Source organism: Bacillus stratosphericus, assembly GCF_020524495.1.
Lineage (GTDB): Bacteria > Bacillota > Bacilli > Bacillales > Bacillaceae > Bacillus > Bacillus stratosphericus_B.
In genome coordinates this window covers 74,388-90,970 of the sequence record NZ_JAIVLB010000008.1, presented here as the reverse complement: position 1 = coordinate 90,970, position 16,583 = coordinate 74,388, and the positions used below count along the sequence as shown (strand labels likewise).

13 protein-coding genes and 1 pseudogene are annotated in these 16,583 nt (G+C 40.5%); 4 read left to right on the top strand and 10 right to left on the bottom strand.

The window, feature by feature from the left end:
• Nucleotides 1–19: 19 nt before the first annotated feature.
• Nucleotides 20–157, top strand: coding sequence for a protein YhfH (gene yhfH, locus LC033_RS04970; RefSeq protein ID WP_226567148.1), 138 nt, complete (start codon nucleotides 20–22; stop codon nucleotides 155–157).
• A gap of 339 nt (nucleotides 158–496) precedes the next feature.
• Nucleotides 497–1,786, top strand: coding sequence for a glutamate/proton symporter GltT (gene gltT, locus LC033_RS04965; protein WP_226567147.1), 1,290 nt, complete (start codon nucleotides 497–499; stop codon nucleotides 1,784–1,786).
• Between the two features lie 40 nt (nucleotides 1,787–1,826).
• Here gltT and LC033_RS04960 read toward each other — a convergent pair whose 3' ends face one another.
• The 7 genes from LC033_RS04960 to LC033_RS04930 form a co-directional block, all read right to left on the bottom strand.
• Entirely contained in the window at nucleotides 1,827–2,876 is a 1,050-nt protein-coding gene (locus LC033_RS04960; RefSeq protein WP_226567146.1) for a M42 family metallopeptidase, read from the bottom strand.
• Nucleotides 2,877–3,023: 147 nt separating this feature from the next.
• Nucleotides 3,024–5,333, bottom strand: a complete 2,310-nt coding sequence (locus tag LC033_RS04955) for a YhgE/Pip domain-containing protein (protein ID WP_226567145.1) — start codon at nucleotides 5,331–5,333, stop codon at nucleotides 3,024–3,026.
• 64 nt (nucleotides 5,334–5,397) lie between these two features.
• On the bottom strand, nucleotides 5,398–5,976 hold the full coding sequence (locus LC033_RS04950) for a TetR/AcrR family transcriptional regulator (RefSeq protein WP_226567144.1): 579 nt from the start codon (nucleotides 5,974–5,976) through the stop codon (nucleotides 5,398–5,400).
• A gap of 175 nt (nucleotides 5,977–6,151) precedes the next feature.
• Nucleotides 6,152–7,564 (bottom strand): protoporphyrinogen oxidase, encoded by a 1,413-nt coding sequence (gene hemY, locus LC033_RS04945; RefSeq protein ID WP_226567143.1) that lies wholly within the window; start codon nucleotides 7,562–7,564, stop codon nucleotides 6,152–6,154.
• Between the two features lie 23 nt (nucleotides 7,565–7,587).
• A complete protein-coding gene (hemH, locus tag LC033_RS04940; RefSeq protein WP_226567142.1) occupies nucleotides 7,588–8,526 on the bottom strand; it encodes a ferrochelatase in 939 nt (312 codons plus the stop codon).
• Nucleotides 8,527–8,558: 32 nt separating this feature from the next.
• Nucleotides 8,559–9,617, bottom strand: a complete 1,059-nt coding sequence (hemE, locus tag LC033_RS04935; protein WP_226567141.1) for a uroporphyrinogen decarboxylase — start codon at nucleotides 9,615–9,617, stop codon at nucleotides 8,559–8,561.
• A 124-nt stretch (nucleotides 9,618–9,741) separates the two neighbouring features.
• Nucleotides 9,742–11,892, bottom strand: a complete 2,151-nt coding sequence (locus LC033_RS04930) for a transglycosylase domain-containing protein (RefSeq protein WP_226567140.1) — start codon at nucleotides 11,890–11,892, stop codon at nucleotides 9,742–9,744.
• Between the two features lie 112 nt (nucleotides 11,893–12,004).
• On the opposite strand from LC033_RS04930, the gene LC033_RS04925 reads away from it, so the two are divergent.
• On the top strand, nucleotides 12,005–12,490 hold the full coding sequence (locus LC033_RS04925; protein WP_226567139.1) for an antibiotic biosynthesis monooxygenase family protein: 486 nt from the start codon (nucleotides 12,005–12,007) through the stop codon (nucleotides 12,488–12,490).
• Between the two features lie 44 nt (nucleotides 12,491–12,534).
• On the opposite strand, the gene LC033_RS04920 is transcribed toward LC033_RS04925, so the two are convergent.
• A complete protein-coding gene (locus LC033_RS04920; protein ID WP_226567138.1) occupies nucleotides 12,535–12,825 on the bottom strand; it encodes a hypothetical protein in 291 nt (96 codons plus the stop codon).
• Between the two features lie 164 nt (nucleotides 12,826–12,989).
• On the opposite strand from LC033_RS04920, the pseudogene LC033_RS04915 reads away from it, so the two are divergent.
• Nucleotides 12,990–14,173 (top strand): annotated as a pseudogene (locus LC033_RS04915) (M20 family metallopeptidase).
• A gap of 360 nt (nucleotides 14,174–14,533) precedes the next feature.
• On the opposite strand, the gene LC033_RS04910 reads toward LC033_RS04915, so the two are convergent.
• Nucleotides 14,534–15,754, bottom strand: a complete 1,221-nt coding sequence (locus LC033_RS04910; RefSeq protein ID WP_226567137.1) for an ABC transporter permease — start codon at nucleotides 15,752–15,754, stop codon at nucleotides 14,534–14,536.
• Complete coding sequence (locus LC033_RS04905) at nucleotides 15,747–16,487, bottom strand: ABC transporter ATP-binding protein (protein WP_226567136.1); 741 nt, start codon at nucleotides 16,485–16,487, stop codon at nucleotides 15,747–15,749. Before LC033_RS04905 ends, LC033_RS04910 begins: the two co-directional genes overlap by 8 nt.
• Nucleotides 16,488–16,583 lie beyond the last annotated feature (96 nt).

Below are 16,583 nucleotides of genomic sequence, written 5' to 3'. Positions count from 1 at the left end.
ATGTATTGGAGGATGACAAATGCTAGGAAAAATCACTGAGTTTTTTAGAAATTTGCCCTCAAAGAAATGCACAAAATGTGGAAATGACTTAATGGAACAGCACGAGTGTTATGGTAATGAATGTGAGGAATGCTCACAAGTAAGTTATTTTAAATAGATAAAAATTGAATAAACAGGCACTTTTTTCCTCAACTATCGGTTGGAGTCAAAAGTGCTTTTTATTTTTTCTGAAAAATAGGTAAAAAGGGAAAACCCTTGATACTAAAAGGGTTTTTTAGTATTTTTATATAATGAATTTTAGGCCTGAAGGCACTTTTTATTGACTTTATAGAAGGAAGAGGGGTCGAAATATCCATTTTTTCTTATAATTTTGTATTTTCTCAATATAATTTAATCGTGGACGGACTTCTTTAATTTTAGTTATACTTTAATTCATCTATTAAAACTTAATATGATGGGAATATTCCTTTAATGAAGTATGTCAGGGAGGAAATCTATGAAAAAATTAAAATTTGGATTAGCTACTCAAATCCTAATCGGTCTCATTCTCGGTGTCGTGGTTGGTGCAATCTTTTTCGGTAACCCAGGTGTTGAGACATATTTAAAGCCAATTGGAGACTTCTTCTTAAGACTCATTAAGATGATTGTCATCCCGATTGTCGTTTCTAGTTTAATTCTAGGAGTTGCAGGTGCCGGTGATGGTAAAAAAGTAGGGAAGCTTGGTTTTAGAACCATTCTTTATTTTGAAATTATCACAACATTTGCGATCCTCCTCGGTCTTGTCCTCGCGAACGTCGCTCACCCAGGAGCGGGCGTTGACTTTGGACATACAGAAAAACAAGATATAAGCCAGTATGTTGAAACGGAAAAAGAACAAAGCAGTAAATCAGTTGCTGATACGTTCCTTCATATCGTTCCGACGAACTTCTTCCAATCACTGGCGGAAGGTGATTTGCTTGCAATTATTTTCTTCACTGTTCTATTTGCACTTGGCGTTTCAGCAATCGGTGAAAGAGGCAAACCTGTGCTCGCCTTCTTTGAAGGGGTATCACACGCCATGTTCCATGTCGTTAATGTTGTAATGAAAGCTGCACCATTTGGTGTCTTTGCACTCATTGGTGTCACAGTATCAAAATTTGGTCTTGAATCTCTAATTTCATTAGGTAAGCTCGTAGGTCTTGTTTATTTTGCGCTGGCGCTCTTCCTTATCGTTGTATTCGGAATTATTGGAAAGATGATTGGCGTCAATATTTTCAGATTTCTCGCTTACATGAAAGACGAAATGCTTCTTGCTTTTAGTACATCCAGCTCCGAAACGGTTTTACCACGAGTTATGGATAAAATGGAGCGCATCGGATGTCCAAAGGGAATTGTTTCTTTCGTTATCCCAATCGGCTATACGTTTAACTTGGACGGCTCCGTCTTATATCAATCCATCGCCGCGCTTTTCCTTGCACAAGTATATGGCATAGACCTGACGATCGTACAGCAACTCACACTTGTTCTTGTGCTGATGGTAACATCAAAAGGTATGGCTGCCGTTCCTGGTACTTCATTTGTCGTATTACTCGCAACACTTGGAACGATCGGTGTACCTGCTGAAGGCCTAGCATTTATTGCAGGTGTTGACCGTATCATGGATATGGCACGGACTGTTGTCAACTTAACAGGTAATGCACTTGCAGCTGTCGTGATGTCTAAATGGGAAGGGCAATATGACCCTGAAAAAGGACATCGTGTGATGACTGCACAAGATGTTCCTGAGCCAACACAACTTTCAAGCTAATCAAAAAGAACCCCAATAGATGGGGTTCTGGGTTCTTTTTTTATGCTGTAATTAATGTTGATTGAACATAGTGATAAAGAAGGTTGGCTGTATGGATCAGCGAGTCTTCATGTGTTCTTTCAAAAGCATGCGAGGAGTCAATACCAGGACCGATCAGTCCATGAATGATATCGTGACCGGCTCTAATAGCTGCTGAGGCATCTGAGCCATAAAAAGGATAAATATCAAGTCGGTAATCAACCTCATTCTCTTCTGCTAATGTCGCTAAATGCTTGCGTAAACCGTAATGATAAGGCCCACTTGAATCTTTCACACAAATGGACACACTGTATTCATCCGTTGATTGACCGTCGCCGATGGCTCCCATATCGACAGCCAAATACTCCACCGTTTCTTCTGGAATATTCGAGTTTCCGCCGTATCCGATTTCTTCATTATTAGAAATTAAGAAGTGCGTCGTATGTGGCAATGTGATGTTTTCTGTTTGAATGCGGTGAATCAATTGCAGCAATAACGCCACACTTGCCTTATCATCAAGATGTCTAGATTTAATAAAGCCTGAAGATGACACTTCTACTCTAGGATCAAACGAGATAAAGTCCCCTACTTGGATTCCAAGTGCTTTGACATCGTCTGCATTTTTCACCTTTTCATCTAGACGAATCTCCATATTCTCTTGGTTTCGTTTCGCCTTTCCAGCATCCTCATATACGTGAACAGACGTTTGATGCATGAGGATTGTCCCTTTATATGTTCGTCCTGATACTGTTTCAATTTCACAATATTCTCCTTCAATTGAGTTATATTGGAAGCCCCCGATTAGTGCAAGACGAATTCGACCATTTGACTTAATTTCCTTGACCATCGCACCAAGTGTATCAACATGCGCGGTCAGCATGCGGTGTTCCCCGTCATCCGATCCTTTTATTGTGGCAATTAATCCGCCTTTTCGATTTCGCTTTGTCTCTATATTCAAATCTTGTAAAAAACATTCAACAAAACCGATTATCTTTTCTGTATTTCCTGATGGGCTTGGAATTGATACGAGCTTTTGAATGAGTTGAACCGTTTCATTTACTTCCGTTGTCATTCGACATTTCCTCCTTTGTCTGAAAGCAATTCCTTCCATGTATACCTTTTTCAGCATCTCTTCTTAAAATATATCGCTTCGGGTTTCTGATGTCTAATGTTCTAATAGAAAAAATCCTTTCTCATTGAAAGAGAAAGGATTTACTCCTTAAGCTTCGTCTTGTTTCACTTTTCTTACGTTCCAAGCAAAGTATGCTGTGGTTGCCGCCATCATGATGATGGCAACTGTTCCAAGGATTGCTGCTTGATGCCATAGATAGCTGTAATCACCGCTTGCAATGATCGTTCTAAATCCATTGATTGTATACGTCATTGGAAGCAGATTATGAATGACTTGGAAAAATTTTGGTACAAGCTCAAGCGGGAATGTACCCGCACTTGCTGCAAGCTGAAGAACCAACATAATGACAGCAATGAAGCGTCCTGGGTTCCCCATTGTTGTCGCCAGAAGCTGAATGATTGCTAAGAAGGTCAGACTGACGATGATTGCAAAGAGATAGAAGCGCCAGAGACTCTCCACCTCAAGTCCAAGTCCAAAGATAAGCATAGAGCTTGCAATCACTGCTTGTAAAATACCAACAAGTAGAAGCACACTATATTTGCTGATAAACCATTCAAACGCATTTCTTGGGTGTCCAGCAGGTTCTTTCATCGGGAATACGACGGTGAGCATGAGAGACCCTACAAAGAGTCCCATAGATAAAATATAAGGCGTGAGCCCAGTTCCATAATTATCAATCTTTTTCGCCGTATCGTTCTCTGTTTTGACTGGGCTGGCAATTTTATTGTAATTGTCCTGACCTACATCAATTTCCCCTGTTTCATCTGCGGCACTTTTCAATTTATCGGAAAGTTTTCCTGTACCGCTCTTTAAGTCTCCCAATCCTTTATCAAGCAATTTTGAGCCTTCAGCAAGCTTAGATGTGTTGCTTTGGATACTCGCTGAACCACCTTCTAGCTTATTTAACGCTGCACTAAGCTGGCTTGAACCATTTGCGAGCTTATCTGCACCACTTTTCGCTGTATCAAGCTTCCCATTTGCTGTTTGCAGTCCTTCTTGTAATTGACCTTGGCCAGTTTGAAGATTGAGTGCACCTTGATACAATTTATTTGTACCTGTTGTCATTTGATCAATGGCGTTTTGTATCGCAACTGTGGATGTGTACAGCTGTTCTGTTTTCTCTGGCAGCTGCTTTATTTGCTGTAATTGTGCTTTTGCAGAAGCAACCGCAGATTGAACTTCACTTGCGTCAGGCAGTTCCTGTAAGGCTGCTAAGCTTTGCTCAAGTCCAGATAGGTCAGGCAGTTCGATTTTAGGAAGGCTTTCAAGCTGATCCATTGCCGCCTTTTTCTCTTCATCTGTCATTGAGCTGTTTTGAATTATGCTTTTTACTTTTTCATCTCGATTAGACAGTGCTTCTTTTAAAGAAGCAAGTTTTGTATTAAACGCTTTTGCATTTTTTTTCACCTGATCTAGCTTTGACGACATCTTTTCAAGATTCGCTAAATCTGGTGAAGACAATACATTCTCTACTGCTGCAATTTTCTCTGAAAATGATTGTGCTTTATTGTTGAGTTGTTCAATGCCTGCTGTGAATTGTGGCATTTTAGAAGCAAGCTGTTGATGTCCTTCAAGGCTTGTGTTTAATCCTGCAGTCAATGTATCAATTCCTGTGCCAAGCTCTCCAAATTTCTGATCAATGGTTTGATAACCCGTTAAGAGCTGAACAAGCCCGCTGTCAAGAGATTGAATCCCTGAGTTCAGTTCCCCCATTTTTCCTGCGAACTGATGAACACCCTCACTATATGTCAACGTTCCTTCTGCCAATTGAGCCATGTTGTCTTTTAACTTTTTACTACCGTCTTTTGCGCTTTTTGTTCCGTCATCAATTTTCTTCGCACCATCGCTTGCTTGATCTAATCCTTTTGCAATGGTTTTGAAGTTATCAAGGATAACTTCTGCATAATTTTTTGTGACTTCCTTTGAAACCGAATCTTTTAATTTGATAATGGCATTATTCGCAATTTGTGACGCAGCATAGTTTGCGCCTGGATTCGTATAATATTTCAAATTCGATTTTTTCGGATGTTTGTCTAGCACTGTACTTGCATTTTTAGAGAAATCTTTTGGAATTTCTACGACAAGGTAATAGGCCTTGTTATTTAATCCATTGATGGCCTTTTTTTTACTATCGACAAAGTGCCATTTAAAATGATCATTTTTCTTTAATTCCTTCACTAAATCAGCGCCAACTTGAAGTGTTTTACCTTCATACTGACTGCCTTCATCCAAGTTCACGACCGCTACAGGTAATTGATCAACTGTACCGTATGGATCCCAGTAAGCCTTTAAAAATACACTACTATAAATCAGCGGAATAAATAAGACAGCGAAAATCGGGATCAGTAGTTCTTTGCTCGTCACAATGTCTTTCCATTGATTCCGAATTAAATTCATTGCTGTTTTCCTCCCATTGATGATTGACTAAATTTCAAATTTGGTCATTTGAACTCAAAAAAAATTACGTTGTTGCAGAAAGTCCTTTTAATACATAAAGCTCCAAAGATTCAGCTACCTCTTCTTTTGTTAAAGGCTCATATCGCTTTTCCCAATCAAAAATAAGTGCAATATATAGTTTTACCATCACAAATGCAGTCAATTCAGGATCACAAGGCTTAATGTCGCCTTTTTCAATCGCTTCATTTACTTTTGTTTTAATATAGCGAATAATCATTTGCTCCATCTTTTCAATCATTTCCTTGACAGTTGACGTGCCAATCTCAGCATTTTCCTGAAAGATTTTAATTGTAAGTTGGTGGTTTTTTCTAAATTCCAATATTGCAAAGAGTGCTAAGTGAAGGTTTTCAGAGAAACGATTCTTCTCATCAATTGCCTCGTCCGCAATTTTCTTCATCTCCAATAAAAGTGATGTAAAAATTTCATCAAACAGCTCTTCTTTGTTTTTGAAAAAGGTATAAATGGTTCCTTTACCGACGTTGGCAAGCCTCGCGACAAGATCCATAGTCGTGGCTTTATACCCGAATTGAGTAAACGCCTTTGTAGCCCCATCTAAAATCATTTGTCTCCTATCAACATTCATGATCTCACTCCTGAAATGACTATTTGAACATTTTGGTCATTAAGTACAGAATGTAATATACCACATCCCTTTCCTCAGATGCAACTACTTTGTTCACTTTTATTTATTCACATCTCTTTTCTAAACTTACCGAACATAAAAAACTCCCTTTCTATGACACAAAGGGAGTTGATATTTAGGAGAATAGATAAGATACAGCCTCTTTGATGGCGGCTTTTCCTTGATCAATACAATCAGGGATACCAACACCTTCAAAAGCAGCACCTGTGATATAAATACCAGGATATGATTGCTTAAACCTTTCACGCATGTTCGAAATCTGTTTTTGATGACCGACGTAATATTGCGGCATGCTCGTCTTCCAGCGAGTCACTGTCGTCAGTTCTGGATCTGCTTTAATATCCATTATTTTCTTCAAATCTTCCAGCACGATGCTGACGATTTGACTATCTGACTGCTCGACAATCGATTCGTCACCAGCTTTTCCTACATACGCACGCAATACCGTTTTTCCTTTAGGTGCTGTATGCGGCCATTTTTTGTTCGTCCACGTACAGGCTGTAATGGAGAAATCACTGTTTCTTGAGATGACAAACCCTGTGCCATCATATTCATTATGAACATCCTCTTCTTTAAAACCGAGTGCAACCGTTGCAACAGAGGTCGATGTCATGTCATGCAAGTACCCAAGCCCTGCTTCTTTTGGAAACATGGAATAGAACGATTGATGGGGAGTAGTGACAATGGCTGAATCTGCAAAAAGCGTTTGACCGCTGTCTAATTGAATGCCATAGCCTCCATCTGTTTTTTCGATCTGTGTGACTTTTGTTCCTTTATAAATTGTCGTCAGCTTGAGCTTGCTTTCTACCGCTTCAACAAGCGCTTGCAGCCCTTGATTGATCGTTTGAAACTGTCCTTGCTTTTTCGCTGTCACTTGCTGCGCTTTCGCATGCTGCTGTGACTTTTTCATCCCTAGAATCAAACTGCGATGCTTTTGTTCCGTTTGATAAAATTGGGGGAATGTGGACATTAAGCTAAGACGATCTATGTCACCTGCGTAAATGCCTGATAGTAGAGGTTCGATTAAATTATCGACCACTTCATCGCCCACACGTCTCCTAAAAAATTCACCAAGCGACTGATCTTCTGTCTGCTTGCTTTTTGGCAAAACGAAATCCATCGCCGCTCTTGCTTTTCCTGCAACTGAAAAAAGACCAGTTGTAATGAAAGGACTGATTTGAGTTGGAATTCCCATGACAGCACCCTTTGGCATCGGATGGAGTGTTTCATTGACTAATACATACGCTTGTCCTGTTTCATTATTGACAAGCTGATCGGACAGACCGACATCTTTTGCTAGCTGCTGTCCGCTGACCTTCCTTTCTAAAAATGAATCGGGTCCGCGTTCAATGATGTAGCCATCTTTATATAAAGTTTGTATTTTTCCACCTAGCCTTGGACTCGCTTCAATAAGAGATATTCGGATAGGAAGGCCTTTTTCCTCGGCTTCTTTTTCCAAATAGAAGGCGGCGGCCAAACCAGTGATGCCACCGCCAATGATGACAAGGTGTTTTTGATTGTCATGCATAGGATCGCCTTCTTTTTATATGATTACTTGTTTTCGTCAAGCTTCTTTAAAACGACTGTGGCGAGCGCATCAATAAATGCTGGCTTCGCATTAGGCATTTCTGGACGATAGTAGACTGCACCTATTTCATCTGTCACGACTTTACATTCAAAATCGTTGTCATATAACACTTCAAGATGATCAGCTACAAACCCAACAGGCACATATACGAACGTTTTATAGCCTTTTTGTTCAAATAGATCTCGCGTTAAGTCTTGCACGTCTGGCCCAAGCCATGGATCAGGCGTATTCCCTTCACTTTGCCAGCCAATTTCATAATGTTCAATTTCCGCTCCCTCTGCAATCATCTTTGCAGATTGCGTGAGCTGATCAGGGTATGGGTCTCCTGCCGCAATAATTTTTTCAGGAAGGCTATGTGCAGAGACAATCAGCACTGCCGATTCTCTTTCTTCTTGACTCATGGATGCATACGTATCTTTCACTTGCTTCACCCAGTAATCCACAAACTTCGGCTCATCATACCAGCTTTCAACAGAAGTGATCTTCAGATTGCCAAGCTTATCTGCCTCATCTTGCGCACGTTTGTTATAAGATTTCACACTAAATGTGGAGAAGTGCGGCGCAAGAACAATACTCACAGCTTCTGTAATACCATCTTGGTGCATCTTAGCAACCGCATCCTCAATAAATGGCTCAATATGTTTTAACCCAATATAGACATGAAATTCAATGTCTTCTTGGATGTTATTCAAATGATCACACAAGCCATTTGCCTGCTGTTCTGTAATTTTTGATAAAGGTGAAATACCGCCGATTGCCTTGTAACGATCCTTTAAATCTTGCAGCATCTCTGGCTCTGGCTTTCTGCCTCTACGAATATGTGTATAGTAACGGTCAATGTCTTCTTCTTTATATGGGGTGCCATAGGCCATGACAAGAAGTCCCATTTTCTTTTTCTCCACAACCAACACTCCTTCAGATCATTTGAAATAGTTTAGATGGATAGTTTTTTCTGTTTAGCAGAATAGTCGTGGATAAAATCCGTTAGCTTCTTTAACGTTTCTGGTGAAACATCAGGAAATACTCCATGACCTAAGTTAAAGATAAAGTGATCTGATTTCATCCCTTGATTCAAGATGTCTTTTACTCTTTCTTCAATTACTTCCCAAGGGGAAAGTAAGATGGTTGGATCAAGGTTTCCTTGTAACGTTTTCGTTAAACCTTCTTTTCTCGCTTCGTCTACACTCATGCGCCAATCAAGTCCAACGACATCAAGCGGCAGGTCATGCCAATCTTTCGCTAAATGACTCGCGCCAACTCCGTACATGATCATGGGCACATTTTCAGATTTAAGCTCTGTGAAAATACGCTGTATGACCGGCTTAATAAATGTTCGATAGTCTGCTGCATTTAAAGTCCCAACCCAAGAGTCGAAGATTTGAAATGCACTAACTCCTGCTTTCACCTGTGCCCGAATGTACGTGATGGTCATATCAGTTAATTTGTTCATTAACCGCATCCATGTCTCTGGATCACTGTACATGAGTGCCTTCGTTTTATGATAATTTTTAGATGGACCACCCTCAATCATATAGCTTGCCATCGTAAATGGTGCACCGGCAAAACCTATGAGCGGAACATTCAGCTGCTCCTTCGTTAAAAGCTTGATTGTCTCAAGGACATATGGCAAATCTTCTTCAGGATGAAGCTCCCCGAGACGTTCTATATCTGTTTTTGTCCGAATGTGTGAATCAATCACAGGTCCAATACCATTTTTAATTTCAACGTCCACTCCAATAGACGGGAGTGGGGTCATAATATCTTTATATAAAATAGCGGCATCTACACCATATTGTTCTACTGGAAGTCTTGTTACATAAGCACACAGCTCTGGCTGATGCGTGATTTCAAATAGCCCGTATTTTTCTTTAAGGGCACGATATTCTGGCTGCGAGCGTCCTGCCTGTCTCATGTACCAAACAGGCACATGGTCTGTTTTTTCCCCTTTGCACGCCTTTAAGAACGTGTCATTAAAAGCCTTCGTTTTTCCCATTACCTTTCATTCCACCTTTCGCCTCACACTCTCTTTGTATAAGGCTCAAACAATGCTTTCACTATACCGTTTTTTCAAGGCACGGTACACTAAAGCGGCTCAATGTTCAAAAAATCGCCGAATATTAACGTCCAAAAGCCTCTGGCTTGACATAAGAACTGCCTTCGCCTTCTTCTTTTGTCTGGGTATTGTATGGGACGACCTTATACTGCACATCTGAAAACACATTGGCATACGGCATTGTGTAACTGTTTGTGCCTGTGACCGAGTCAATCAAGGTCTCACTTCCGTTTCTCTTTTCATAAATACGATATTCAACCCGTTGATCCTCTTGCTCATCCCAAGACAGCTCCAATATAAACAATTCTTTTATTTTAAATGTATAGCGGGCTTCAAATCCTGACAACCCTTCTAAACGGATGGGTGATTGAAGTTCCTTGATTCCCTCTGGCTTATCAAATGTTTCATTCGTGATTTGGGCTATCGTTAAAATATCTTTAAACATCTGGACTGGATAATGACTGCCGCCAGTTAAATAGTGACTGTTATCGGTTTTGTCATACCCCATCCAAATCGCACCCGTTGTACTAGGAGTATAACCAGCAAACCAAGCATCTTTCGTTGCACCTTTCACACCTGAATAGGTTGTCGTTCCTGTTTTGCCCGCAAGATCTCCAGCATATGAACCGCTCTGAGCTGTCCCGCCTTTGACGACTTGCTGTAGCATTCTCGTCATATACCAAGCGTTTTGCACACTAAACACTCGCTCTTGTTTGTTCCGATTCTTCTTAACGGTTTCCCCTTCACCATTGGTGATTTTCTCAATGAAGAAGGGCTTTTTATAGACACCTTCATTTGCAAATGTATGAAAGGCTCCAGCGATCTGCAAAGGAGAGACTCCATTTTCTAAGCCGCCAAGTGCCATGGCAAGTCCTTTATCCGAAATATCAATCCCCATTTTTTCAAGATATGATTTTGAAGTGTCAATGCCAAGCTGACTTAACGTCCATACAGCAGCTGTATTTTTACTTTTCATCAGGGCATCCACCATCGTGACTTGACCTTCATACTGTCCATCGTAATTCTTTGGTAAATAGCCATCATAGTTTTTTTCTTTGTCTTCAAGCAGTGAATAAGGTCTAAACTTTTTTTCCTGCAACGCCGGACCATAAACAGCAATCGGCTTAAAAACAGACCCAGGCTGTCTCAAAGCCGTTACCCTGTTATAGCCTCTTGCCTGATAATCTCGTCCTCCAATGGCTGCTTTTACTCCTCCAGACGCGTTGTCAATAAACACGGCGCTACTTTCCGGTGAACCGCTTTTTCCCGGGAAATAACGGTTGTTTTTCATCGCATCATAGGCGACTTTTTGCAAGTTCATATCGATCGGTACAGTAATCGTATAGCCGCCTTGGAGTAACTGCTCATGTGAAATGGCATACTCTGATTCTGCTTCTTTAATGATGAGATCTACATAACTGTCCATCCACGGCGTTTCTGATTTCTTTTTTAAATGGAGACCTAGTGTTCGGCCTTTCGCTTCAATCGTCTCTGTTGACGACAAATAGCCTTGCTCATTCATTAAATTCAGTATCGTATCTCGCCTTTGTTTATTTTTATCAGGGTGCAAAACAGGCGAGTAAGTAGAAGGTGCCTTTGGCATAGCGGCAAGTGTAGCACCCTCGCTAACAGTTAAATCTTTGACATCTTTATTAAAATAATAATTGGACGCTGCCTGAATACCATAGACCCCATGGCCGAAGTAAAGCTGATTCAAATACATCTCAAGCAATTTATCTTTTGAATAATCTCTTTCTAAATTAATAGCAATAATGACTTCTTTTGTTTTTCGAAGAAAGGTTTTATCGTTTGTAAGAAAAATGTTTTTTGCGAGTTGCTGGGTAATCGTGCTACCGCCCTCTACCTTTCCTCCAGCTAATATATCTCGATAAACCGCCCTTGAAATAGATTGTGCATCAATACCATGGTGCTCGTAAAAACGCTTGTCTTCTACAGCAACAAACGCCTTTGCTACTTTATCAGGTACCTCCTTCAATGACACAGGATCTCGATTTTCTGAATACATACTTGTGAGTTCTTTTCCATTCTGATCAATGATTTTTGAGGAAGCATGAAAAACAAGCTTCTTCTCATCTATGACATAATGTCCTAAAAATAAAATGGTCAGATAGCCAATAAATGAGAGTACAAGTGTACTTCCTACAATGACTAATGGAATGATTATCTTCTTTTTTTTCAAATTAGGGCACCTCATTCCTTTATACGATTAGTATGGGATGTATTGCTTCATAATATGTTTTATGGATTGACTACCAAAGAATTATATATCATTCTTTTGTTATACTATCAAGCAGGAGGCGGTTTAGATGAATGTCTATATAACATATGGAACAGCAGACTTTTTGCACAAAATCGCAAAAAAACATCAACAGGAAAATCTGCTGTATATGGTTGGGAAAGAACAAGCTGCTCTGTGTCATGAAACAGAGGGCGATACTGTCTTTAAAGCTCCTCATGCATATGATGTGATTTACGCGAAAGGCGAGCTCGTCCAATCTGGCTTCGTCACCTTAAATCATATCCCCGTAAAGCTTGAAAGCAGACCCCTTTTTGAATCCACATTCCAGAAAAAAACAAACATTTCAGAACATCAGCGTGGCTTTCAGTCACTTCGTGTCCTAAGACCCCAAAAAGATGAAGAGGTCTATCTCATTTTGACGATTTGGAAATCAGAGGAGTTATTTCAAGACTTTCAAGCATCAGAGGCATTCTTTCAGCCACACGAAGATACAGGCTCTATCTTCTCTCGTCCTGCCTATCTGACATCCTACCATGCTGCCACAGACAATTAAGGAAGTGTTGCTTGCAGCACTTCTTTTTTCATGAAAAAAGCCCATTAGCTGGGCTCTCTTCTTTTAACCGTCTTCATTTTAGCTCGTACCGATGAATAATAGGCTGAAACACATAGAAATTCAGCAATATCCACCCTAATAAGATCGGCCACTTCAACATAGGTGAAGCGCCTTTCAACTGAAGAAGCATCACCAACAGCGGAATAAAGCAGAGCATGAAAAAGCTCATCTTTGAGACAAACGTTTCCTTGATTTGGTGCTGACAGCTTGGACACATCATCATTTTCGTATGAGATAAATGAAACTTTTCGACGAAAGAAAATGCTTTTGAACAACTTGGACAGCTTCCCAACGCCACGTCCCCCCCTTTTCCAGAGTTTCCAACCTTCGACTTTTATGTAAAATGACCTTTTATGTTGAACGGAAGTCCTCTTCTGTTGAAAGATTCTAACAATTACCATACAATCAATAAAAGAGCATGAAGGAGGTTTTCGGTTCAATGACAATATCCACTTTAAAAAGCATCAATGAACGTCTTGATGAACATTATGAGGAAATGGTTGAAATTAGACGCCATCTCCATATGAATCCAGAACTTTCTTTTCAGGAAGAAGAAACCGCCGCTTTTATCTCAAACTACTATGACACATTACATATACCGACACACACTCAAGTAGGTGGTCATGGTGTCCTCGCCTTTATTGAAAGTGCTGCACCGGGGCCAACCATTGCCCTCAGAGCTGACTTTGATGCGCTTCCCATTGAGGATGAAAAGGAGGTGACTTATCGTTCGACAAAGCCTGGTGTGATGCACGCATGCGGTCACGATGGGCATACAGCGACGCTTCTTGTATTAGCGAAAATTTTACATGCGCATCGGGATCAATTAAAAGGAAAAATTGTCTTCATTCATCAGCATGCTGAAGAATATGCCCCAGGCGGTGCAAAGCCGATGATTGAAGACGGCTGTTTAAACGGAGTTGATGTCATATTTGGCACTCACCTTTGGTCGTCAGAGCCTTGTGGCACGGTTCTTTATAAAAGCGGGAACTTCATGGCCGCCGCAGACCGTTTCTCTATTCAGATCCAAGGAAAAGGCGGACACGGCGCCCAGCCTCACCTAACGAAAGATGCCGTACTCATCGGTTCACAAATTGTTGCAAGCTTGCAGCAAGTCGTCGCCCGTAAAGTCAATCCAATTGATTCTGCTGTTGTATCAGTTGGAGGTTTTGTAGCTGAAAATGCCTTTAATGTTATTGCCGATTCAGCTGTGTTAACCGGTACTGCACGATCCTTTGAAGAAAGTGCAAGACATATCATTGAACGTGAAATTGAACAGGTGGTGAAAGGGGTTTGCCACATGCATGATGCTTCCTACACATATGAATATATCCGAGGATATCCAGCTGTCCAAAACCACCCTAAACCAACTGAATACATCGCTGAAATAGCGAAACAGACTGAGGGTGTCACAGAAGTAAAAGAAGCGGAAACACAAATGGGCGGAGAAGATTTTGCTTATTACCTTCAGCATGTCCCTGGTACCTTTTTCTACACAGGAGCCATGCCAGAAAACAGCCAGGATGTATATCCACATCATCATCCGAAATTTGATATTAACGAAAAGCAATGCCCGTCGCCGCAAAGGTACTGGCACATGCCGTCCTTTCCTACGATGAATGAAAAAATCCGCTAACGAAAGCGGCTTTTTTATTTCATTTCTTTCAACACCCTTAAGCGAAACACGTGGTTGCCAGCTCATTTCGCTCTACGATCGATCACTAAAAATGAAGTGAATGTATAACAACTACCGTGGATTTCGACCATTGTTTTTACTGCACTTGTGATGACTTAATAAAACCTGGCAGGGATTAGGCGATTCAATTGTGCTGAACTCCTTTTGAAAACCGCTCAAGCTTTGGAGGTTTTCTTAAAAATGCGTTTGAAAAAGAATGACCTCTTTAAACAACTCCCGTTCAGCTGCATTCATCCGGTCCCCTCCTTGATGTCATCATACGTTCGCTGTCAAAAACATATCTCCACTTATCTCATCTTTTTTAATCGACTTTGTACGTAAGGTTTGAATAGGACAAGCACAAATGCCAATGAAATGAGAAGAGCAAGTCCACTTCCCTTCCATCCTCCTGCTGGCAAAAGCGCACAGCTAAGCAGAATTGATTGAATGATGAGCACATTACGGACGAGAACAAAAAAGCTTCGATCGTTTTCTTGCTTTGAGACTGGATAAAGTGACTGTAACGAAAGATGAGCAAAGTGTTTCGTTAATGGAACAAGCTGTACACCTGTGATAAATACTGTGAACAACACAAGTAAAGCGCCCACCCAATCTGCTGCACCTGTATACAGGATGATGAGCACAAACAAGACCGTTAACCTAAACACAAGTCCAATATAGTCATTTGAACGTAAAAACGCCCGCACATACATGTAAGAAAAAGTTTTACGCTGCTCGTATGGTACAAACTGCAAGAGCCAGTCCATATAAACTCTTCTCTTCACTTGCTTTTTTAAGTGAGGCACATCTGTAAATAAATTCGCCAAGCGATAAAAGCGCTGCTTCCGCTTTAATTCATCAGAAATGTGCAATTCCCATTGAAAAGGCTGTTTTTTCACTGCAATTGTTAAGTAAATAAGATAGACAGCATATAAAAGATAGAAAACGATTGTAATCGCATAGACTGACTGTAAAACGGAGTACATTAAAATCGTATTCAATAGAAAACGAAGCGCTGCATCAAGCCACCTGACATGTTTTCCTTGAAAATAAGTGATCCGCCACTGAATCGCTGTATTCAGACCCTTTACCAGAATCATTTGCGCCAAAATAAGGGCGTACAGCACCAAGTCTCCTGAAGAGACAGCCGAATAAAAAGGGAGTGCGATAATCGATACAGCAATTAAAGAAAATAGCTGAGAAATGAAGCTAAAGTTAAAGGCTTGCTTTAAATAAGGCTCCATCTTTCCTTCCAAAGGAAGCAAAAACACCAAATCTGCCTCTTTAATCAACGTTCTCACGTAAGAGCTCGTCAACACCAAAGAGAAAACAACGGCCATCAACCAATACGAAGGGAAGTGGGTTGGGATATGTTTAAGCCAACCGCTATACCAGCTCGCTCCACCTGCAAGGAGAAAAATAAGCACAATGACAAGATGATCATTGAGCATGTATTTTAAATATTTTCTTGTTTCTTGTACGTGTTCCTCTAATCGTGATTTCCAAATGGTTTGCGTTGTTTTACTCATAACTTTCTTCCTTTGTTAATTCCAAATAAAGATCATCGAGTGTTGCATCTCTCATTTTGAACTGCTCTCTTAGCTCTGTCAGTGTCCCTTTCGCTCTAATTTCCCCTTCGTGCAAAATAATAAAGGCATCACAATAACGTTCAGCTGTCGCCAAAATATGCGTTGACATCAGGACACTAGCCCCGCTTTTCTTCGCAGCATTCATACGTTCCAACAGCGCATTTATCGCAAGTGGATCAAGCCCTAAAAACGGTTCATCAATAATATACAGCTCTGGTTCTACAAGAAACGCACACATAATCATGACCTTTTGCTTCATTCCTTTGGAAAAATGAGCAGGGAACCACTTTAAACGTTTCTCCATTCGAAATTCTTTCAGCAATGATGGTAGACGTTCTTCTAATTGTTCCTTTGAAAGACCGTACGCCATCGCTGTCAGCTCTAAATGCTCTTTTAGCGTTAACTCTTCATATAAGACGGGTGTTTCTGGAATAAAGGTAAATTGCGAACGATAAGCCTCTTGATCTTCTTGAAGGGTTCGTCCATTCAGTTCAATCACACCTTTATGCGGTTTCATCAATCCGATGATATGACGAATGGTTGTACTTTTGCCCGCTCCGTTTAAGCCAATGAGACCAACGATTTGATTTCTTTCTAGTTCAAATGAAATATTTTTTAGAACGGGATTTTTCGTATATCCGCCCGTTACATCTTTTACAGTTAAAAGGGACATGAGTTCGTTCCTTTCTTTCTTTTTTCCTTTATAGTACCAAAAACGAAAGATAATTTGAAATGTTTACCTATAGTCGAGACATGAATAAAAAATGAG